This window comes from Pedobacter sp. AC464 (assembly GCF_979253075.1).
Map to the genome: position 1 here is coordinate 928,526 of NZ_CEEDBV010000002.1, position 21,619 is coordinate 950,144.

A 21,619-nucleotide genomic window follows, 5' to 3' on the forward strand; every position below is an offset into this window, starting at 1 on the left:
CTAATTGGCTTTTTTGAACAAATTCATATTTACCGAAACCGCAACGCCTGTTGATGACAACTTTGAGTTTCCATAACCAATATCAGTTAACGGAATTTTTATAAACGGGCGTGCACTAATGCTGAACTTGTTGTTTATTTTATGCTGTATGGCTACACCCAAATTCGCAATTCCTAAATAGTGCTGGTTTTGGTTTCTAACTTCGTAATCTGCCGGACCCGGATAAGTTGAATTATAGGTGTAACTGTATTTTTCCTTAAGCATCAGGTAACTGGATAAACCTGTACTAACAGCTATCGAATTCCTTTTACCCTCAAACACTTTAAAATTAAGATTTAGGGGAATATCCAACACATCGCAATTTGCCCGCACATTTGTGGGCTGTGTTCTGAAAACGTAAGTAGAATTAGGATTATACAAGCTGAAATCAGACTCGTAAATCTTTTTAGCATAAGCTGCACCAGTTGTTATGCTCAATCTTTTTGTCAACGAAAAAGTAAGTTCGGCGCCAATGCTTCCGCTCAAATTGCTTCTTCCTGATGATTGCACAGATGTTAAATCGGGAGCCGCCAAGATGCTCAAAACAAACCTTTGCCTGTTCCCCGTCCGTTTAAAAACCACTTTATCTTTTGGCTTAACAAAATCAGCAGGAAATCTTTTACTGCCGTCTAACGAGACAATCTTAGTCGGCGCCTCAGCTAAAACGGAACTGTTTAAAGCCACCGTATGCGCTAACCGGTTGCCACTCATTATGCCCGCTTCAAAATCTGTGTTTGCTAAAGTTACCGGCTGGCTAAAGCCAACTGCTTTTGAAACCGCTAAATTTCGATTGCCATCAGCAAATAAAGGCTTATTTTTACTAACTATACGTTGTGGCGTTTCCTTGCTCAACTTACCCTCCAGTCCTAATCCATTCCGGCTGTTTCTCTTGTCTGCATTTACATCCTCTAATTTTGTTTTAACCACGATGTTCGTGTTTAAGCGTTCTTTTTTAGGTTCCACTAAAAAAAATACGATCACCAAAGCGGCGGCGATACCGCTTAATGCTGTAAACCAGATTACCGGGGCAATTCTACGCTTCGGTTTTGGATGCAGCCGCTCCTCCATCGCCTGCCAGTGCGCATCATTAAAAGGAATTTCGGGCTCCTCTAATCCTTCTTTAAAAAATTTATCTATGTCGTTCCCGTTTTTCATTTCGTGTTTGTATTAAAATTCACCCGCACATTATTTCTGTCAAAAGCCACCATTTTACGCTCATAACCATTTGTTTGAGGCGGCGCAAGCATTTCCTGTAGTTTTTGCCTTGCCTTAAACAGATTAGATTTTGATGTTCCGACAGAAATAGAAAGTATCTCTGAAATTTCCTCGTGCGAGTAACCGTCTATAGCAAAAAGGTTAAAAACCGTTCTGTATGCTGGCGTTAATTTTTGTACAATAGCCAGTAAATCTTCATAGGCTAACTTCGAATAAACAGATTGTTGCTGCGAAACTTCATCATGATCAGAAATGTCGTCATGGTCTGCAAATTTTAAATTCGACCGGTAATAATCAATTGCAGTATTGGTAATGATCCGGCCTAACCAAGCCTTAAAAGGCTTATCCTTTTCGTATTTCTCGATATTCCTGAAAACTTTAAAAAACCCATCATTTAGTATCCCGGCAGCATCCAATCGGTTATTTGCATAACGCAAACAAATGCCCATGGCAAAGCCATAGAAATGTTTGTAAAGCGTCTGCTGCGCTTCGCGTTCATTTCTGATACATCCGTTAATGGTACTTTCTAAAGCATTTTCATTGTTGCGATTAGGGATCACTAATTCTCCTTTCTAAATCATCATACGGATAAAAAAATAAAAGGTTGCCTGAAATAATTATTTAATTCATTTTCTAAAAAGTTGCCCTCCGGTTTAATTAATCAACCAGGCAACCTTTTAGCTTCCGCAGGCGTAACAGGATTATCTTACACATTAAACAAAATCGTTATGCTAATCTACTTAAAAAAATCACTATTTGCGGTGTTATGCATTGCCCTGGTAATTGCTTCATCTTGTAAAAAAAGTACAGATAATTCAGTTCCAAAGAAGGGTATTCAGCTGGCTACAGATGCAAAGTTTGGCACAATACTTACCGATAACGCCGGCAAAACCCTTTATATGTTTTCCAGTGATGTTGCCGGCCTGCCAACTTGTACGGGTGGTTGCGAAACCGTTTGGCCACCATATTATGCCGCCGATGCCAGTACCGACCTGAAACTTAACGCGGCAGATGTTGGCGAAATTACCAGAGCCGACGGGCGCAAGCAAAACACCTACAAAGGCTACCCGCTTTATTATTATCAAAATGATGTAGCCACTGGCGATGTGAAAGGCGATGGTGTGGGTGGGATATGGTTTGTTGCCAAACCAGACTATTCTTTGATGCTGGCAAATGCACAAATGATTGGTTTAAACGGAAAACTTTATACCAGCACCTATGCCGAAGGTAGTGGATTAACAAGATACTTTACTGATGCATCGGGAAGAGCACTTTATTCTTTTTCTCCTGATAAAAACAATAAAAATACATTTACCAAAGCCGATTTAAGTAACAATACCATCTGGCCGGTATACGAAGCAGAATTGAAAAGCCTGCCTTCAATTATCACTAAGGATATGATTTCTACAATTGATGTCTTTGGAAAAAAGCAGATGACCTATAAAGGATGGCCACTATATTATTTCGGACAGGATACAAAGCGAGGAGATAATAAGGGTTCGAGCGTTGGCCCGGCGCCAGGCTTTTGGCCAATGTTAAATGCAGCAACTGCTGTTGCACCTGCAGCTGCACCATAAAACCAGGTAAACGATGAAATGAGTCGGCTTATTAATTTAAAGCCGGCTCATTCATTAAGCTTCTAACAAAGCCTGTTTTATCTTTTCTGCAGCTTCTGCAAGTTCTTCCTGACTTGGCGATAATTTTTCTTTGCTGAAATTCATGTCGCTAACATTGTTCATCGGGATAAGATGGATGTGTGCATGCGGCACTTCAAGTCCGATTACCGAAACACCAACTTTTTTACATGGAAAAGCGGCCTTAACACCCTTGGCAACAATCTTTGCGAACATCCACAGACCAACATAAAGGTCTTCTTCCATATCGAAAATGTAGTCTACCTCAACTTTCGGAATGACCAGAACGTGGCCGGCCGTTAGTGGCTGCACATCTAAAAAAGCTAAATATTCTACAGTTTCTGCAACAACATGAGCAGGAATTTCTCCGGCAACAATTTTTGAAAAGATAGTCATAGTTCGGTTGTTTGTTAGGTTACAAGTTAGAGTTTGCTATTTTAATATTAACCCATAACTCACAACATTTTTATCTCGAGATTTCTAAAACTTCGAACTGCATTTTACCTGCAGGCACTTCAATTTCGGCAAATTCGCCAACAGATTTACCCAATAAACCTTGTGCTATAGGCGACTTAACGGAAATTTTTCCGGTTTTTAAATCTGCTTCACTTTCTGCTACAAGCTGGTAGGTCATGGTAGCTCCGTTTTTAACATTTTTGATTTTAACTATCGATAAAGCTAAAACTTTAGATAAATCCAGTTTAGATTCATCAATTAAACGGGCATTAGCTAATGTATTTTTTAATTTCGAGATTTTCGCCTCATGCAAACCCTGCGCTTCTTTTGCTGCATCGTATTCCGCATTTTCCGATAAATCCCCTTTATCTCTCGCCTCAGCAATTGCTTTAGATATTAGCTGACGCCCTGTTGTTGTTAGATAATGAACTTCCTCTTTTAGTTTATCTAACCCCTCTTGTGTGTAGTACGTTACCTCTGTCATTGCTCTATTAATTTTTGTTCAAACGCTATAAAAAACAAACAAGACTACATAGTTGGTTTCCTACATAGTCTTGCTTCAATTATAACGAAGATAAAATGTGGAAATTACAAAAGCAAATAAAAGAACAGGATTTTTGTGATTCGAGCCTCAGATTTCAATGCCATATCAAGTTATACTGCTTTAAATACTCATTATTATTGGGCAAACCGGCCAGGAAATTATACCCATTCCCTTCATTCTAAATTCATTCATTATTTTTAGATTAGCCGAAATTATTCAGAAAAATGAAAAAGTTGATATCTCTGGCCATTTTGGCTGCTCTGGCAAGTTCTGCAGTTTCTGCGCAAGAACTTTACATGCCCAGAAACATAAAAGCGGCCTATGCAAATGGTACCCGTTCTGCTAACGGTGCGCCAGGCCCAAATTATTGGCAAAACCACGGTAAATACAATATGGATATTAAGGTGGATGCCGATACAAAGGTGGTGAGCGGAAGCGAGGAAATTGTTTACAGCAACAACAGCACCGATACCCTTAAAACACTCGCCATACGCTTCGTGAACAATTTACACAAGCCTGCATCACCAAGAAATGGTAGCGTTAGTGATGATTTTTTAAGCTCAGGTTTAAACATTTCTGCCTTTTCCGTTGATGGGGAAACCATAGCTGTAAATGCGAAATACTGGGGCACTGTTGGTAACGTACGACTGAAAAAACCACTTCCGCCTAAATCAAAAATCACCGTCAAAATTAATTGGGATTATCCTTTATCAAAGGAAAGTGGTCGCGAGGGGCAAATTGACCCCACAACTTTATATGTTGCCTACAGTTACCCAAGAATTTCCGTGTACGATGATTACAACGGCTGGGACCGGATTCCGCATACCGACAGAGGCGAGTTTTACAACGATTTTAACGATTACACTTTCTCGGTTAAAGCACCAAAAAACTACGTGGTTTATGCTACCGGCGATTTGTTAAATCCTGATGAGGTTTTACAACCAGAAATTGCTTCAAGGTTAAAAAAATCTTATTTAACAGATGAAATCCAACACATTGCGAACGAACAGGAGTTAAAAGATGGAAAGGTTACTTTACAAAACGACTGGAATACCTGGAAGTTTAAAGCAAACCACATTACCGATGTATGTTTTGGTTTAAGCAGCACCTACCTTTGGGATGCAGCAAGCGTAATTGTTGATGCAAAAGCGAACAGGCGGGTAAGCACACAGGCAGCCTATAATGTAAAATCCAAAGATTTTCCAAGCTCAGTTAAAAATAATTTATTTGCACTTAACTGGTTCTCTAACAATTGGCCGGGCGTACCTTACCCATTCTCTAAAATGACCGCTTTTCAGGGCTTTGCAGATATGGAATATCCAATGATGGTTAACGATTCTGATAGCGGCGACCCGGTTTTTGCGCAATTGGTTCAGGATCATGAAGTGGCGCACACGTACTTCCCGTTCTATATGGGCATTAATGAAACCCGTTATGCATACATGGACGAAGGTTGGGCAACCACTTTAGAATATTTAATCGGCATTGCCGAACATGGCAAAGAAGCTGCTGATAAATTTTATAAGTCATTCAGGGTTCAGCGCTACATTAACGATAAATCTACCGAAGAAGACCAGCCAATAATTTCAATGTCTGATCAGGTTTCGGGTGCTGGTTATGGGAACAATTCTTATGGCAAGGCTTCGCTTTCTTACCTGGCATTAAAAGATATGCTGGGCGATGACTAGTTTAAAAAAGCACTTCACCACTACATGAATAATTGGAATGGGAAACATCCAATTCCATGGGATTACTTTAATTCAATGAACACAGGCTCTGGTCAAAATTTAAACTGGTTTTTCCTAAACTGGTTTTTTACCAATAACTACATCGATTTGGCGATAAACAAAGCGCAGATTTCGAGTGGCAAGGCAACATTCGTAATTAAAAATGAAGGCGGTTTTGCAATTCCGTTTGATATTCTGGTAACAGATACCGAAGGCAAAACAGAAACAATCCACAAAACGCCCTCTGTTTGGAAAGTTAATCAAAAGGAATTCACGATGACGGTTAATACAAATCGTAAAATAAAATCGATTAAACTGGATGGGGGCATTTTTATGGATGCCACACCTGCAGATAATGTTTATGAGGTGAAATAATTTTTAATACCTGAAATTTATCACATTGAGCTTGCCAAAGTTTTTGAATTAAATTGCTTTGACTGCTCAATGTGCTAATTAAAAGCCAACAAAACTACAACCGTTTATCAGCTGTTTTCTGCCTTGCTACTCGCTTCATGCCTCACCGGAAAATTGAGCGAATTCGCGATGAAACACATTTTGTTCGCTTCCTGATGAAGCGATTCTGCAAGCTCAAAATGCGCCTTGTCTGCTATTAAAACCTGCGGATGCAGGGTTACCTCTTTAAATTTACCACTTCCATCTGCCGATTCTTCCATTGTGCCAACGGCTTCATCTTTATAATCTATAACAACGATTTCGTTTTTAGAACATAAGTGCAAATACCATAACATGTGGCAGCTCGAAATTGAGGCCAGCAATAAATCTTCAGGGTTGTATTTCGATTTATCGCCCAGAAATGCAGAATCAGACGAACCAGAAATATTAGCTTTACCCGTTACAGAAATTAAATAATCGCGATCGTAGGAGCGGTAATCCATTGTGCCCGAGCCTTTATTGCCCGTCCAGGTTACCGTAGTTTTGTATTGATGATCTTTCGGCATGATGTAAATGGTTAGAATTGTATTGCCAATTTAAGAAATTAAGATTGATTTATTCAGGAAAGGTTGTGGAAGAAGTTTTTTTGCTGAAGTATAAATAATTATCTTCCTTCGGATAAAAATTTCCTGAATTATGCTCAGCCCCACTTGCCACCTCACCTCAACACAAAAAAGCCAGATTTTCAGACTCTGGAATAATGAGTATCCAAAATCGTTAAACTTTGCTGATGCAACCGGTTTTGATAATTACCTGGCTGGTTTATCGGACCCAGTTCACTACTTACTGGAAGGTGAAAATGGCAAAATATTAGCCTGGGCTTGCAAATTCATCAGAGCTGAAGAAAAATGGTTTGCAATAATTCTTGACCAAGAAATTCAGGGGCAAGGGAAAGGAAGAGCAATGTTAAACGCCTTGAAAAAAGATGAACATGTGTTAACCGCCTGGGTTATAGATACAAAAGATGCGCTGAAATTAAACGGCGAAAGCTATAATTCGCCGCTAAACTTTTATTTAAAAAATGATTTTATCACTATTCCGGAAATTAGACTGGAGAACGAAAAAATGTCGGCCATAAAAATTATCTGGACTAAGGCATCCGCCTCTCTCTAAAGTGTCGCGTTCAACTTACGTACCTGGAAGTCCAACCTGCTTAAAACAAAGTTTAAGCTGTTTACGGTAACCTCATAACGGCTTTAAGCAACAATGAACTAAGTCAGGTTTCGCAGTTTCTCAGCTAAAACTTCTGATATTTTTCGGTAAGAATCGAATGTCCAGCCGCCAACGTGTGGTGTCAAGATAACCTTCACATTACCCTTCAATTCTTCATACCAGCTTTGTTCGCTCAGTGCGGGGAATTTCTCAGTCTCTAAAACATCTAAGCCTGCACCCAAAACTTTGCCTGATTTAAGGCTATTCAACACCGCTTGGGTATTCACAATTTCGCCCCTGGCCGTGTTAATGAAGAAGATTGGCTTTTTAAAATGGAAGAAATACTCATCATCAACTAGCTGCTTAGTTTCTGTTGTAAGCGGTATATGTAAACTCAGTACATCACTGTGTTTAACAATTTCTTCCATACTCACCTCGCGGGCAAAAGCATCGCTAAAACCTGTTTTATACTTATCATAAGCCATAACATCAACTTCAAAGCCAGCAAGTTTTCTTGCGAAACTTTGTCCCATAAAGCCATAACCGATGATGCCAACTTTTTTACCTTTCAGTTCGTAACCACGGTTGCCTTCCCTATCCCAAACGCCATTTCTAATTTCCATATCCGCCCTGCGGAAGTTATTCATCAGCGATAAAAGCAAACCCGTCGCATGCTCGCCGACAGCATCACAATTGCCTTCAGGGGCGTTAATCAGCTTTATGTTGCGCTCAAGAGCAATTTTCTCATCAATATTATCCAAACCGGCGCCGGCACGTGCAACAAATTTTAACTTCGCCGCAGCAGAAAATATTTCAGCATCTATTCGGAATTTCGTTCTAACCGCAATGCCATCATAACCGGCAATCCTCTCCAAGGTTTCCTGGCGGGTAATTTTCGGCTCATCATCAACTTCATAGCCCAAACTTATGGCCTGTTCTTTAAACGCCGGATGCAAATCATCAACAATTAATATTTTTTTACTCATGATAACAAAAGTAACATTTTAAGATTTTTACTGGGGCACTAATTGCTGTTAGAAAGCAATAATTCACCCATAGAAGTGAACCTGGTTTAACGCTTCAAAACAACAAAAATATTACTGTAAAGTAGCTGTAATAAAATAGTTACGGCACTTATTTTAAACTTCCTTGCCGTTTCTTTGTCACTCTTTACGAAAACTACTAAAACTTTTATAATTTAATGAGACTTTTACATTCAAAAACGATAAAAATTGCCACTTTCTTTTTGCTACTTTCTTTCAGTTTATTTGCTCAAACAGGTAACAAAGCCAAAATTTCTGGTGTGCTTAAAGATGCTAAAACGCAGGAGACCATCCCTTTTGCTACAGCTGTATTAATTAATAAGGAAACAAAGGCAAATGTTAAAGTTGCGCAAACCGACATCAACGGCGCCTTTACCATGGCCGATTTACCTACCGGAACCTTTACTTTTAAAATAAGTTTTGTAGGCTACCAAACCATGGTAAGAGATAATGTTTCGATTACTGCTGCAACAGGCACACTAAATTTTGGCGACATAAAAATGAACCCTGCCGCCGGTAATGTACTTAAAGACGTTACGGTTACAGCGCAGAAGGCGGCCATTCAAATGGGTATTGATAAGAAGGTTTTCTCTGTTGACCAGAGTTTGGTGAGCGAAGGTGGTTCTGCCGGCGATTTATTACAAAACGTACCTTCAGTATCTACCGATATGGATGGAAATGTGAGTTTGCGTGGCTCTACAGGTGTAAAAGTTTTAATCGATGGTAAACCCTCTTTAATAGCGGGCGGAAACGTTGCCCAGATTTTGCAATCTATTCCTGCAAGTTCCATTGAAAGTGTTGAAGTTATTACAAACCCTTCGGCAAAGTATGATGCTGAGGGCCAGTCGGGTATTATTAACATCGTACTAAAGAAAAATACGAAACTTGGCTTTAACGGGTCGGTGGCTTTAACGGCCGGTAACCGCGATAACTATAATGCAAATACCAATTTGAGTTTTCAAAATAGCAAAGTTAATGTTTACGGAAACTACAGCTACCGTTACGGAAACCGTATTGGTGGTGGTTTTCAGGATATTACCTACAAGAATTCTCCAAGTTCAACGGTATTCGCGAACCAGAATACGGTTTCTTCATCATTAGATAAAGGGCATAATGCTAAAGCGGGCATTGATTATTATGTTGCGCCAAAGAGTGTTTTGAGTTTATCAGGAGGATTTAATGCCCGTGATAACGACCGCAACGAGGCCATTAATATCAGGCAGTTGGGCGCTTCTTTGAACCCCGTTTTATTAAGCAACAGAAATAACGTAACAAGCGGCACCGGAAACAGCTACGATTTAAATCTTGATTACAGTCAGAAATTTAAAAAACCAAAGGAGGAACTAACCTTTAACTTTGGTTATTCTTATGGCACAAATGATAACGACCAGACTTACAACACTAACGTTACAAATTTAAACGGCGCAGCAATAAATCTTAACCGAAGCCTTCAGCGTACTTTTAATACCGGCGATAATACCAATTACAACATCCAGGCTGATTATAGTTTGCCTGTTGGCAAAGCCGGAAAGATTGAAGCAGGTTATCGCAGCCAAATCCGCCTGGGCGATAATGGCCAGTACGCCGATTCAATATTAAATGCAACGAATATTTATGTTCAAAACAACAGACTAATTAACAATTTCGATAGCAAGGATCAGGTGCATGCACTCTACCTAAATTATCAGAATCAAATTAAAGATTTTGGATATCAATTGGGTTTAAGAGCCGAAGATGCCCGTTTGGATACCCATCTGGAAGGTTATACAAATAACGTGCTCACAAGCAGCGCCGGAAACATTCATTACAAAAGGTTATACCCAAGTGTATTTTTAACACAAAAACTTAAGGGCGATAATACCATCCAATTAAGTTATACCCGCCGGGTTAATCGTCCGAGGCCTTGGGATACAAACCCATTTTTAGACGTTTCTGACCCGCTAAACTACAGAGCTGGTAACCCAAATTTATTACCTGAAGATGTGCATTCATTTGAGTTAGGCTACAGTAAATATTTTAAAAAGGTAACTTTAACATCTAGCTTATATTATCGCCAAACCAATGATGTTATCCAAAGGGTTAGGAGTACGCCTGATATTAACGGAATTATTACCTCCACACCTCAAAACCTTTCCCGCCAGATTAATAGCGGTTTAGAGTTAATTGGCCGTTTCGATTTAATTAAAGCATTAAACTTTACCACAAACGTAAATCTGTACCAAAGCAAATTTTTTGGCGATGACCGCTTTAATATTGCAACAACAAGCGGCTTTAGCTGGAATGCAAACATTACAGGAAACCTAACAGTTGTTAAAAATTTATCATTGCAGGTTCGTGGCGATTACAGAGCCCCGGAAGTGATGGCGCAGGGTAAACGTAATGCAATGTACGGCATTGATGGTGGTGCGAAATACGATTTCCCGAACAAAAAAGCTTCGCTTAGTTTCAACGTTAGAGATGTATTTAACACCCGTAGATGGAGCATGACCACAGAAGATGCCGCAACCATCGTTGATTTTCAACGCCAGATGCAAGGTACAATGGGAAACATAACATTCTCTTACCGTTTCGGGAAAACATTATTTAACAACACTAAAAAACCTAAAAAGGACGACCAACAGGAAAACAGACCTGACGAAGGTTCATTCTAAAACATCTTAAAGCGCTTTAAAGAAATTTAAAGCGCTTTTTTTATATAAACCGGCAAAGTCGATTGAAAAGCCACCAATTTTCTATCTTGCAATATGGAAGAAATTAATCCCTGGAAAACCCTGGAAAGCGAAGTTAAATATGATAATAACTGGATTAGGATTACTGAACATCAGGTAATCAACCCATCCGGTGGCGAAGGAATTTATGGCGAAGTGCATTTTAAAAATTTCGCTATCGGTATTTTGCCCTTGGATGAGGAATACAATACCTGGCTGGTTGGGCAATATCGTTTTCCGTTAAAAGCTTACAGCTGGGAAATACCAGAAGGCGGTGGCAGGTTAGATGGAGAACCTATCGACAGCGCCAGGAGAGAATTGCTGGAAGAAACCGGAATGAGTGCAAAACATTGGAAAGAGATTCAGCGAATGCATTTGTCAAATTCGGTAAGTGATGAGTTAAGCATCATTTATGTTGCCACAGGATTAATCCAGGGCATTGCAATGCCTGAAGAAACAGAACAACTTGTTGTTAAAAAATTGCCTTTCGAAGCGGCTTATCAAATGGTATTAAAGGGAGAAATTACAGATTCGATGAGTGTAGCCGCAATTTTAAAAGCAAAGCTGATGATGATAAACAACGAATTGTAAAACCTCGGAAAAACGCCGTTTGCAAAGAACTTTGAAAGAAAATATCTTCATTGTTAAAGGCTTTTGAGCTTGAATATGATGACAGGCTCTTATTTACACTTCCCCAATAATCTAATTCATTTGATTTTATTGCGACACACAATATTTCTATCTTTGCTACAGTTAAACTAACCACATGAGCAAATTTTTCGGCTACATATTAACCCCTTTATTTTATTTTTCCTTTGGATTAAGCCTCTGCATTTTTCATCCGATACAATGGATTTGCATTAAGTTTTTTGGCTACAAGGCCCATAAAATTTCAGTTGATGCGCTAAATTTTTTCCTTACCTACTCGCAAATCTTTCTTTTAAATTCGATTTCGTTTAAAAATGAATTCAATTTGCCTACAGACCGACCAATAATATTTGCTGCCAATCATCAAAGCATGTACGATATTCCATCGTTAATATGGTTTTTAAGAAGGCATCATGCAAAGTTCATTTCCAAAATTGAACTTACAAAAGGTATTCCGTCAATTTCCATAAACCTACGCGTTGGTGGTGGTGCAAATATCGATCGTAAAGATAATAAGCAGGCAATATCAGAAATTATTAAGCTGGGCCGGAGAATGAAAGAAAATAATTGGAGCACGGTAATATTTCCGGAAGGCACCAGGGCTAAAGACGGGCAGGTAAAAACCTTTCAGTTTGGCGGCATTGCAACATTATTAAAAGCGGTTCCAAATGCCTTGGTGGTACCAGTTGCGATAGAAAACTCATGGAAAATTGTTCGCTTCGGGATGTACCCGCTTAAAACAGGTAACGCTTTACGGTGGACGGTTTTAAAACCTATTGAACCTGCCGATAAAACACCAAATGAAATTACCTTAGAGGTTGAAACCGAAATTAGAAAAGTTCTCGGGCAGGCTACCAGCCAGGTTTCTTAAATATTTTTATTGCCGATTACTTTAAAAAACTCATCGCGATAGGTATCTCCGACAGGAATTATTTTCTTGTTAATCGTAATTCGGCTACGTTCTATGCTTTCAATTTTGTCGACCGCAACAATGTAAGATTTATGAACCCTTATGAACTGACTTTGAGGTAACGCTTCTTCCATTTTCTTCATGCTCTGCAGCGTAATGATTCGCTCATCCTTTGTAAAAATAGAAATGTAATCCTTTAATCCTTCGATATATAAAATGTCGTGCAGATAAATCTTTTGGATTTTGTGTTCTGTTTTAACAAAAATAAAATCCTGCACCGGGTTCGGACTACCCGAGAATGGGGCTGCAGTTACCAACGGCTGTATCGGCGGTGGCCCAACATCTGCAGGTTTTGCCTGATTATGTACTTTCTCTACAGCTTTATAAAAACGATCGAATGCTATCGGTTTCAAAAGATAATCAGAAACGTTTAGGTCGTAACTTTCCAAGGCATATTGCGGGTAAGCCGTGGTTAAAATATAATGGCATTTGTTGCCGGCAATTTTTAGAAACTGGATGCCGGTAAGCTCTGGCATCTGGATATCTAAAAAAACAAGATCTACACCGCCACCCTGAACAATTTGTAAAGCTTCAATCGGGTTTTCGCATCTTTTAACCATTGTTAAAAAAGGTACTTTGGATATATAATCTTCCAAAATATCAAGCGCTAACGGCTCATCATCAACAACAATACAGTTTAAGTTCATTTTTAGTAGCAGCTATAATTTAGTAAAACAGATATGTAAATTTAGTTAGTTGGTTCGAAACTTAAATATCAATCATCAACTCGCAGGTATAATGAGTAGCCGAATTTACAACATTTAATTTATATCTGTCAGGATAAATCAACTGAAGACGGCGTTCTACATTCGTTAAACCCACCCCACCCTGAGCATCTTTATTTTGGTTATTTTTCTTATTGATAACGCTGAAATGCAAAATTTTCTGATTTGCAATAATGTCAATTTTAACGGGTTCCTGCGGGTCGGTAACCACGCCATGTTTAAATGCATTCTCAACAAAAGAGATTAACATCAGTGGAACAATTTTCTGATCATCAATTTCGCCGTTTAATGTCATTTCCACGAAGGCGCCATCTTTAAACCTGATTTTTTGTAACTCAATGTAATTTTTAAGGTAATCTACCTCTTTACTTAAAGAAACCGTTGGCGTGTTGCTTTCATAAATCATGTAGCGCATAATCTCAGAAAGTTTCATAATGGCATCGGCCGTTTTATCCGATTTCTGATAAGCTAAAGAGTATATGTTGTTTAGTGAATTAAATAAAAAGTGTGGGTTTAACTGCGATTTCAAAAACTGAAGTTCCATTTCACGGCGCTCGCTTTCCAGATTACGTTGTACACGCTGACTGGAGAACCAATCGATAATGAAACTAATAATGGAACTGCTAACCAGAAAAAAACCACAAGAAAAAATGCTATTAATTGCAAAGGCATTAACAGAGAATTCCCGCAATTTACCATCCATTCTATACTTTAAGAGTTCTTCGGGATTTAAAACAGCTATAACGATTTTTATTAATGCCGCAGCAGCAATTAATAGAATAAAGAATACTACAAAAAGCCAATATCTTTTACGCTTTTTAATAAATTCCGGAATCAGAAAAATATAATTAATGTAAAATACCGAGACATTGACAATCCCTAACACCCCAAACGATAGAATATAATCCTTTAGCGTATGTGGCTCCTTTTCTAAGAACAAAGCCAGGCCGATAATTATAAGAATTACCCCCCAGAATATGATATGCAATATAAGCGGTCCTTTACTTTTCATATTTAAAATTATAGGAATGTAGGTTATCAGACCTACAAAAAATGATGCAACCAAAATAAATAAAGAAAGTTGCATTTAACTACACAATCTACCAACTGGCTTTTTTTTTCTACCAACGGCCCAATGGCCAAAATTTATCGACAAACGCCAAAAATGCCAGTTTATCTATAATCTTGAACACTTGGTATAATAGATTTTAGCAGCGTTATTTTCTTGTGTTTCTTTGAATCATCAAAACGAAACAATTATGAAAACGTCAGCAGTAAACACATCGAAAAATCAACTATCAATTACCGCTGAAAGTTTCACCGCTCTTAAACTAAATGAACCGATTATGAAAAAGTTAGCCAACACCTCGCCATTTTTACTTTTATTATTGCCAGTATTTATGTTAATGGTTTTCTCACTTACTATCAATACAAACCAAAATGCAAATGGTGAAATAGTAGTTAAGCCTGCTAAAACTTCAACATCTGTTGTAAAACAAGCAACTGCTATTTTTAAATAGTATGAGCAATTTCGCAATCGAAACTGTTGGGTTAACCTATAACTTCGGTAACCAAACCGTTGTTAAAGATTTATCCTTACAAGTGCCAAACGGCAGTATATATGGTTTTCTGGGGCCGAATGGTGCCGGCAAAACCACAACAATAAAAATATTATTAAACCTGCTTCAGTCGCCAGCTGACCAGGTCTTTATTTTTGGAAAAGAAATTAACCGCAACCGGATTGCAACCTTAAAACGAGTGGGCGCATTGGTAGAACAACCTGCCATTTACGGCCATTTAAGTGGTAAAGAAAATCTAATTAACCGTTGCATTTTATTAGGCATTAAAAAAAGCAAAGCAGATGACATGCTGACGCTTGTAGGTTTAACAGAAGCTGCCAATAAAAAATCCAGTAAATACTCGCTAGGCATGAAACAGCGACTTGGAATCGCACTGGCACTGGTTTCCGATCCCGAATTGCTTTTATTAGATGAACCCACAAACGGCTTAGACCCTAATGGTATTATTGAGGTTCGTAACCTGATGATAGATTTGGCCACCAAACACAATAAAACAATACTTGTATCCAGTCATTTACTGGCAGAAATAGAACGCACGGCAACGCATGTTGGCATCATTAACAAAGGTTCCTTATTATTTCAGGGCACCATTAACGAGTTGCATCTGCTCAGCAAACCAATGCTCGAAATCGAAGTAGATCAGATAGAAAGTGCCGCAAAACTTTTATCGGCTTCAGGCTTCGAAGTTTTAGAATCAACAGCTAAAAAAATTATTGTTCCATTCGCTTCGCCTAAAAATAGCGGCGAAATAAATACGCTCCTTGTGCAAAATGGCTTTACGGTTTCCAGCCTTTATCAGCAAAGAAAAGATTTAGAAAACTTGTTTCTAGACATCACAAAAAATAATTAACATGCGCTCATTATACATTTCTATCTTTTCAGAATTCTACAAATCGAGAAAAACACTCGCCTTCTGGGCTGCAATCCTGCTTCCTGTTGTAATTTGTAGTCTGGTAACTTTCGGCTTCTATTCCAATTCAGATAAAATACTAAAAATGGGTTACCCGGGCCTAATGCTATGGGCAAGATACAGCGGCGCAACCCTTAACGTTATGGGCATGTTGATAATGCCCTTCTACGTAATCTTCATGGCATTTTCTGTAAACAATATAGAACACAAAAACGACACCTGGAAAACCCTGTTCGCTCAGCCATTAAATAAATTCTCTATCTATGCCGCCAAATATTTATATGCAGTATTGCTTATATTTATTTGTCTGGCTTTGTTTGCTGCATTAACATTTGGCCTCGGTTATTTACTTCAGGCGCTGGTACCAAAATATACCTTTAATCAGTATAACCCATCAACCGTGTTAATTAATTCTTACACCAAACTTTTTCTTTCATCGCTGGGTATTTTATCCCTTCAATTTATTTTGAGTTTAATTTGGGCCGATTTCTTAAAACCGATGGGCGTAGGTTTCATCGGAACCATTATGGGCATTGTTACAGCAAGTTTAAACTGGCAATATGCATATTTAATTCCTTACAGTTTGCCTGCACTTGCCTTACAAATAACGAAAGTAAAACCTGGTGGCGACCCGTTGGCTTTTGAGATTTTTACAAAAGAAATTTATACCAGTTTAATATATGCGCTTGTACTTTTTATTATCGGCTACTTTATTGTATCCAAAAAAAGCATAAAATAGCAGGAGTTTCTTTTGAAAAGCAATTGTCTGCTAAAACTTAAGCACGTCCTTCTTTTCTCTCCAAGTCCGCTCCCGATGAAGAACCGGGCTTGCGGGCTTTTCGTTTCAATAAGGTTTAAATTACCACGGTTTTTGCTACTATGAAAGGATAAAAACCTAAACGCCAGCAAAATCTTGTAAAAATCTCATGGTAAAAGCATTTAATTTATAATTAAAGTTATTTTTAGATGAAAATAAATCAAACCTAACTAAAAATGATAAAAAGATTTACAACCACAGCATTTGCTTTGGGCTTATGCCTGTATGCTTTTGCACAGGAAACTCCTGATGCCGCAATTGTATCAAAAATTAGAAAAGAAGGCTTAGAAAACTCAAAGGTAATGGACATTTCATTCAACCTTACGGATGCAAACGGACCACGCCTTTCTAATTCACCAGGCTTAAAGAGAGCGCAGGAATGGGCAATGAAACAACTAACCGACTGGGGCTTAAAAAATGCACATCTAGAAGCCTGGGGCACTTTTGGCAAAGGCTGGCAGGTAGATAAATATTATGCCGCTACCACCCTTCCATACTATCATGCAATTATTGCCTCGCCGAAAGCTTGGACACCGGGAACAAACGGCCCTATCAAATCGGGTGTGGTTTTAATTAAGGCCGATAGTGTTGCAGATTTAGCTAAATATAAAGGCAAACTTAGCGGTAAAATTGTTATGATGGATGCGGGCGCTCCATTGCAAAGTGGCATCAGAGCTGATTTCTCTCGTTATGCAGACACAACTTTGGCAAAAATGGCTGAAGCTAAACCTCCTGTAGCCGGCGCTGCAAGAGGCCCTCGCCCGGGTGGTGCTAATAACATGATGGCGCAGATGATGAAGATGCGTGAAGTTCGTGCGGCCATGAGCGCAATGCTAGTAGAAGAAAAAGTAGGCTTAATTTTAACATACGCACGTGGTGGCCAAGGCACATTTTTTACCAGTAACGGTGCTTCTTACGCTTTGGATGCTAAACCAGTTTCACCCGAGTTGGAGGTAGCAGCTGAAGATTATCTGCACATTTTACGCCTACTCCGTGCGGGCAAACCTGTAGAGTTAGAGGCAGATATTAAAACATCATTTTACGACCAAGATCCACAGGGCTACAACGTAATTGCCGAAATTCCGGGAACTGACAAGAAACTTAAAGATGAGTTGGTGATGATTGGCGGTCACTTCGATTCATGGCATGCAGGCACAGGTGCTACCGATAACGCTGCCGGTTCTGCAGTAATGATGGAAGCAATGCGTATTTTAAAAACCATCGACTTCAAACCAAAACGCACAATCAGAATTGCACTTTGGAGTTCTGAAGAACAAGGATTATTTGGCTCACGAGGGTATGTTGCAAAGCATTTCGGCGACCCAAAAACGATGGTTTTAACACCAGATCAGAAAAAAATCTCGGCTTACTATAATCTTGATAACGGTACAGGCAAAATCAGAGGCGTTTATTTGCAAGGTAATGTTGCGGCAGGCCCGATTTTTAAAAGCTGGCTAACCCCTTTTGCAGATTTAGGCGCAACTACAATTACAGCCAGCAATACCGGCGGTACAGATCACCAGGCCTTTGATGCCGTAGGTATACCTGGTTTTCAGTTTATTCAAGACCCGATGGATTACAACACACGTACGCACCACAGTAATATGGATACCTACGACAGACTTGTTGAAGATGATTTGAAACAGGCCGCGACGATTGTTGCATCATTTGTTTACAACACTTCACAACGCGACGCACAAATACCTAGAAAAGAATTGCCTGCTGCGCCAGCAGCAGCCGCTACAGGAACGGCTACACCAGCACGTAACTAGCTTTAAAAAATGGCTTTAAATAAGATAGGTCCCGATTTACATCGGGACCTTTTCTTTGGATTGTTTTTCATAAATCCTAAAACAGCTAAAAATTTGAGAGACTGAACCTGTTATTTCTGAGGTATCAACGTTATTTTAGAGCTTTATCTTTATCTGCCTTTCCATAGTATTAATGGCTACTGAAAGCGCTTAAATTACACAAGTACCAGCTACATCAGGGTCATCAATTAATTGATGACCTGATAAGCTGTTTAAATTAAGGTATTTGAGAGTCGTGCTGAAACAGCAATATTTTTTGTTAAATTTTTAATAGGAAAGTTTGTTTCAAAGGTGCTGTATAGGTTATTCTCCTGCATTAAAAGGTTTGGTTCAATTGAACCAGTTATTTATGCTGGCTAGAATATCATACTATTTATTTGTTTTGTTTATCCAAATTTATCATCAAACCCAAAATAGTATCAGGATGGAATCACCCTTTTTTACAGGGTATTTTTACGGTATTTAAACAGGGTGATTTAACGGTTGATAAACTGGGTAATTATCCCCAATTTTAACTTATATACATCCCAAACAAATCATGATCAAAAATCCCCGTACAAGAGATGGTGTAAACAACACTATTCCTGTTGACATAGCAAAAAAAATGACTGCCGCTTTCCGGGAAAGTCAGCAGGGTGATAAAGGAAGTTTTACAGAGGCCGCCTGGTTTCCGGCAAAGCAGATTGCCCAATTGGCAGAAAAAGTAGCAAAGTTTGATGGCGATGGAGTACGCATTTATTTTGGGAGATACACGCGTGAAATAATCGAGTCTATCAATAAATTAGAATATGGCGACAAGGTGCCGGATAGCTATGCAGAAATGAATACGTTACTTTTTGTGGTAACAAAAGTTATTGATGGTAAGGCCAGAACAGATTACTTCGCAGAAAAAGTAGGCCATGGTCATGGGCATAAGAGTGCCTTAATATCGGCAAAACCTAGATACGGTAGCGAACCAATTCCAACCGACCCCGGTAACAGAGCAGATTTATGTCCGGCAATGTGCGACGATGGAAGCGAATTGATGAAACTATGAACAGTATTATTTAATAGAGGAAAATATGCTTAAACTATTTTCCGTGAATTCATTAATCGAATTCGCTTGTCTGATATTTGCCCTTATTTTTCTAATCAGAGACAAGAGTATCTTTTGGCGAATAACGCTGGCTTACATTTTCATTGTCGTTTTTACAGAAACCTTTGCTAGATACATCGGTAAAGTATACCACAGCAATTTAATTGTTTATAATATATTCACATTTGTAGAACTAACCTATATAACATTTGCCTTTTACTGTTTCCTAAAAGACTTTTTAAACATTAAGAAAATAATCATCCCAGTATATCTTATCCTGTTATCGATATATGTTGTGTTTTCTATAAATAACAACATGATACTGGTTTATAACGCAATTACCATAAGCGTAATGTCAGTTGTTTTCGTCATTTATGGTTTAATGTATTTCTTTCTGCTTTTGAAAGACGAAAAATACATCGACTTAAAATTTCACCCGGCATTTTGGTGGGTTGGCGGGGCCATAATATTCTATTTTGGCGGTACCTTAGCTAACTTTTTTGATGACATCATACAGCAAAAGTTTCTGGGTAAATTCATTCCCCGATATATTATATACACAACCCTTAATTTGTTTTTATACGGTTTTTGGTCTTACTCATTTATATGCAGAGCTCGTCAACGGAAAATATGTCGATAATCTTATTGGCATCATTAGTTTTTCTTTTGATGCCAATTGGGCTGTTGGTTTACATTCGATCTTACAACCGCCACAAAAAAAATCACTTTTTTGAGAAAGAAAGTATGCGTCAAAAATTTGAGTCTGAAATTTTAAAAACTCATATCGAAGTTCAGGAACAAACCATGCAAACAATCGCCGCCGAGCTTCATGACAACATCGGGCAGCTATTAAGCTTAACCACGCTAACGCTGAATTCGATAAATGTTACTGAAAATGAAAAGGCATCAGAAAAGATCGCAAACTCGCTTTCGCTGGTCAATAAATCAATTAAAGAAATAAGAGAACTGGCGAAAATTCTGCATGGCGAACAAATTGTCGAATCTGGAATTGGCAATGCCATTGAGCAGGAATTAAGCTGGCTCAGAAAAGTTGGTACTTATCAGCTTCAGGTAAATAACGGCCTGCTCGATTTAAAGAATGCTTCGGCAGATAAGGACCTTATTATTCTCCGCCTGTTGCAGGAAATCATCAATAACATTATTAAACATGCGCAGGCAACATTTATTCAAATCGATACTTATTTAAAAGGTGACACACTCTTTTTAACGGTTAAAGAAGACGGCATAGGTTTTAATTATGGCGAAGCCATGGTTAACAAAACCGGAATGGGTTTGGCGTCGGTGGAGAAAAGAGTAAAATTAATCAAAGGAAAAATTGAAGTAAATTCTGTTCCAGAAAAAGGTACATCAATTTTTATCGAAATCCCCTATCCCTAAATTATGCAAACAGAACCTCTTTTAATTGGAATAGTAGATGACCACACGCTTTTTCGCTCGGGCCTGGCAAACCTCTTAGCCGAATTTGCAGAAATAAACGTCTTATTTCAGGCAACTAACGGCGTAGATATGCAGAAAAAAATTGCACAACACCAGGAAGTTCAGATTATTCTAATGGACATCAATATGCCGGTTATGGATGGCTATGCGGCTACAAAATATGTAAAAAAAACTCATCCATCGGTAAATGTTCTTGCATTAAGCATGCATGAGGATGAAAACGCAATAATCGGAATGCTTAAAGCAGGTGCAGGCGGCTACATTTTAAAAGGTTCTACACCTACAGATTTGGTTATCGCCATCAAAGCCGTAAAAGAAAAAGGATTTTACATCAACGAAATGGTTTCCGGCCGACTACTTTTTTCTTTGAAACAAGAGGAGCCAAAACCACTGATTACCGAAAAAGAACACATATTTCTTCAGCATTGTAGTACCGAACTTACCTACAAAGAGATAGCAGATTTAATGAACATCAGCCCCAGAACAGTTGATAACTACCGCGAATCACTTTTTGCCAAGCTCAACATAAAAACCCGAACCGGTTTGGTGGTTTATGGAATTAAGCACAACCTCATAAAAATATAGCTAAAAACAACCCAAAAATATTCGCCCAAAAATTTGCTTAACTAACAAATTAGTTTTAACTTTAATATT

General features: G+C 38.6%; 22 protein-coding genes. 14 read left to right on the forward strand and 8 right to left on the reverse strand.

Going from position 1 to position 21,619, the window contains the following annotated elements; all coding sequences use genetic code 11:
- Together AC0IWT_RS14810 and AC0IWT_RS14815 are read right to left on the reverse strand one after the other, a co-directional pair.
- A complete protein-coding gene (locus tag AC0IWT_RS14810; RefSeq protein WP_471797741.1) occupies positions 1-1,194 on the reverse strand; it encodes a porin family protein in 1,194 nt (397 codons plus the stop codon).
- On the reverse strand, positions 1,191-1,814 hold the full coding sequence (locus AC0IWT_RS14815) for an RNA polymerase sigma factor (RefSeq protein WP_471797742.1): 624 nt from the start codon (positions 1,812-1,814) through the stop codon (positions 1,191-1,193). The genes AC0IWT_RS14810 and AC0IWT_RS14815 overlap by 4 nt, the downstream gene beginning before the upstream one ends.
- A gap of 168 nt (positions 1,815-1,982) precedes the next feature.
- Between AC0IWT_RS14815 and AC0IWT_RS14820 the strand changes: the two genes are divergently transcribed.
- On the forward strand, positions 1,983-2,831 hold the full coding sequence (locus tag AC0IWT_RS14820; RefSeq protein ID WP_471797743.1) for a hypothetical protein: 849 nt from the start codon (positions 1,983-1,985) through the stop codon (positions 2,829-2,831).
- Between the two features lie 54 nt (positions 2,832-2,885).
- On the opposite strand, the gene AC0IWT_RS14825 is transcribed toward AC0IWT_RS14820, so the two are convergent.
- Together AC0IWT_RS14825 and greA are read right to left on the reverse strand one after the other, a co-directional pair.
- Complete coding sequence (locus AC0IWT_RS14825) at positions 2,886-3,284, reverse strand: HIT family protein (RefSeq protein WP_471797744.1); 399 nt, start codon at positions 3,282-3,284, stop codon at positions 2,886-2,888.
- A gap of 70 nt (positions 3,285-3,354) precedes the next feature.
- Complete coding sequence (greA, locus tag AC0IWT_RS14830) at positions 3,355-3,828, reverse strand: transcription elongation factor GreA (RefSeq protein ID WP_047798983.1); 474 nt, start codon at positions 3,826-3,828, stop codon at positions 3,355-3,357.
- Between the two features lie 284 nt (positions 3,829-4,112).
- Between greA and AC0IWT_RS14835 the strand changes: the two genes are divergently transcribed.
- Both AC0IWT_RS14835 and AC0IWT_RS14840 read left to right on the forward strand, forming a co-directional pair.
- On the forward strand, positions 4,113-5,576 hold the full coding sequence (locus tag AC0IWT_RS14835; RefSeq protein ID WP_471797745.1) for a M1 family metallopeptidase: 1,464 nt from the start codon (positions 4,113-4,115) through the stop codon (positions 5,574-5,576).
- 24 nt (positions 5,577-5,600) lie between these two features.
- Positions 5,601-5,990: a hypothetical protein gene (locus AC0IWT_RS14840; protein ID WP_471797746.1), complete on the forward strand. Its 390-nt coding sequence runs from the start codon at positions 5,601-5,603 to the stop codon at positions 5,988-5,990.
- A gap of 107 nt (positions 5,991-6,097) precedes the next feature.
- Here AC0IWT_RS14840 and AC0IWT_RS14845 read toward each other — a convergent pair whose 3' ends face one another.
- Positions 6,098-6,574 (reverse strand): OsmC family protein, encoded by a 477-nt coding sequence (locus AC0IWT_RS14845; protein WP_471797747.1) that lies wholly within the window; start codon positions 6,572-6,574, stop codon positions 6,098-6,100.
- Positions 6,575-6,704: 130 nt separating this feature from the next.
- Between AC0IWT_RS14845 and AC0IWT_RS14850 the strand changes: the two genes are divergently transcribed.
- Positions 6,705-7,181 (forward strand): GNAT family N-acetyltransferase, encoded by a 477-nt coding sequence (locus AC0IWT_RS14850; RefSeq protein WP_471797748.1) that lies wholly within the window; start codon positions 6,705-6,707, stop codon positions 7,179-7,181.
- Between the two features lie 98 nt (positions 7,182-7,279).
- On the opposite strand, the gene AC0IWT_RS14855 is transcribed toward AC0IWT_RS14850, so the two are convergent.
- Entirely contained in the window at positions 7,280-8,206 is a 927-nt protein-coding gene (locus AC0IWT_RS14855; protein WP_471797749.1) for a 2-hydroxyacid dehydrogenase, read from the reverse strand.
- Positions 8,207-8,421: 215 nt separating this feature from the next.
- On the opposite strand from AC0IWT_RS14855, the gene AC0IWT_RS14860 reads away from it, so the two are divergent.
- The 3 genes from AC0IWT_RS14860 to AC0IWT_RS14870 all read left to right on the forward strand — a co-directional run bounded on the left by AC0IWT_RS14860 (position 8,422) and on the right by AC0IWT_RS14870 (position 12,490).
- Positions 8,422-10,914: a TonB-dependent receptor gene (locus AC0IWT_RS14860; RefSeq protein WP_471797750.1), complete on the forward strand. Its 2,493-nt coding sequence runs from the start codon at positions 8,422-8,424 to the stop codon at positions 10,912-10,914.
- A 93-nt stretch (positions 10,915-11,007) separates the two neighbouring features.
- Entirely contained in the window at positions 11,008-11,562 is a 555-nt protein-coding gene (locus AC0IWT_RS14865; RefSeq protein ID WP_471797751.1) for an NUDIX domain-containing protein, read from the forward strand.
- Positions 11,563-11,737: 175 nt separating this feature from the next.
- Positions 11,738-12,490 carry a lysophospholipid acyltransferase family protein gene (locus AC0IWT_RS14870; RefSeq protein WP_471797752.1) on the forward strand — a complete coding sequence of 251 codons (753 nt, stop codon included), beginning with the start codon at positions 11,738-11,740 and terminating at the stop codon, positions 12,488-12,490.
- On the opposite strand, the gene AC0IWT_RS14875 is transcribed toward AC0IWT_RS14870, so the two are convergent.
- Positions 12,487-13,236: a LytR/AlgR family response regulator transcription factor gene (locus AC0IWT_RS14875; RefSeq protein ID WP_056869511.1), complete on the reverse strand. Its 750-nt coding sequence runs from the start codon at positions 13,234-13,236 to the stop codon at positions 12,487-12,489. The two genes, AC0IWT_RS14870 and AC0IWT_RS14875, sit on opposite strands and share 4 nt — an antisense overlap.
- A 61-nt stretch (positions 13,237-13,297) precedes the next feature.
- Positions 13,298-14,326, reverse strand: coding sequence for a sensor histidine kinase (locus AC0IWT_RS14880; RefSeq protein WP_471797753.1), 1,029 nt, complete (start codon positions 14,324-14,326; stop codon positions 13,298-13,300).
- Positions 14,327-14,573: 247 nt separating this feature from the next.
- Here AC0IWT_RS14880 and AC0IWT_RS14885 point away from each other — a divergent pair, with 247 nt between their 5' ends.
- The 7 genes from AC0IWT_RS14885 to AC0IWT_RS14915 all read left to right on the forward strand — a co-directional run bounded on the left by AC0IWT_RS14885 (position 14,574) and on the right by AC0IWT_RS14915 (position 21,550).
- Positions 14,574-14,834, forward strand: coding sequence for a hypothetical protein (locus AC0IWT_RS14885; RefSeq protein ID WP_471797754.1), 261 nt, complete (start codon positions 14,574-14,576; stop codon positions 14,832-14,834).
- A 1-nt stretch (position 14,835) separates the two neighbouring features.
- Positions 14,836-15,744, forward strand: a complete 909-nt coding sequence (locus AC0IWT_RS14890; protein ID WP_471797755.1) for an ABC transporter ATP-binding protein — start codon at positions 14,836-14,838, stop codon at positions 15,742-15,744.
- Position 15,745: 1 nt separating this feature from the next.
- Positions 15,746-16,543 carry an ABC transporter permease gene (locus tag AC0IWT_RS14895; protein ID WP_471797756.1) on the forward strand — a complete coding sequence of 266 codons (798 nt, stop codon included), beginning with the start codon at positions 15,746-15,748 and terminating at the stop codon, positions 16,541-16,543.
- A gap of 254 nt (positions 16,544-16,797) precedes the next feature.
- Complete coding sequence (locus tag AC0IWT_RS14900; protein ID WP_471797757.1) at positions 16,798-18,393, forward strand: M28 family metallopeptidase; 1,596 nt, start codon at positions 16,798-16,800, stop codon at positions 18,391-18,393.
- A 577-nt stretch (positions 18,394-18,970) separates the two neighbouring features.
- Complete coding sequence (locus AC0IWT_RS14905) at positions 18,971-19,468, forward strand: hypothetical protein (protein WP_471797758.1); 498 nt, start codon at positions 18,971-18,973, stop codon at positions 19,466-19,468.
- 669 nt (positions 19,469-20,137) lie between these two features.
- Positions 20,138-20,905 (forward strand): sensor histidine kinase, encoded by a 768-nt coding sequence (locus AC0IWT_RS14910; protein WP_471797759.1) that lies wholly within the window; start codon positions 20,138-20,140, stop codon positions 20,903-20,905.
- 3 nt (positions 20,906-20,908) lie between these two features.
- Positions 20,909-21,550, forward strand: coding sequence for a response regulator (locus tag AC0IWT_RS14915; RefSeq protein ID WP_471797760.1), 642 nt, complete (start codon positions 20,909-20,911; stop codon positions 21,548-21,550).
- Positions 21,551-21,619 lie beyond the last annotated feature (69 nt).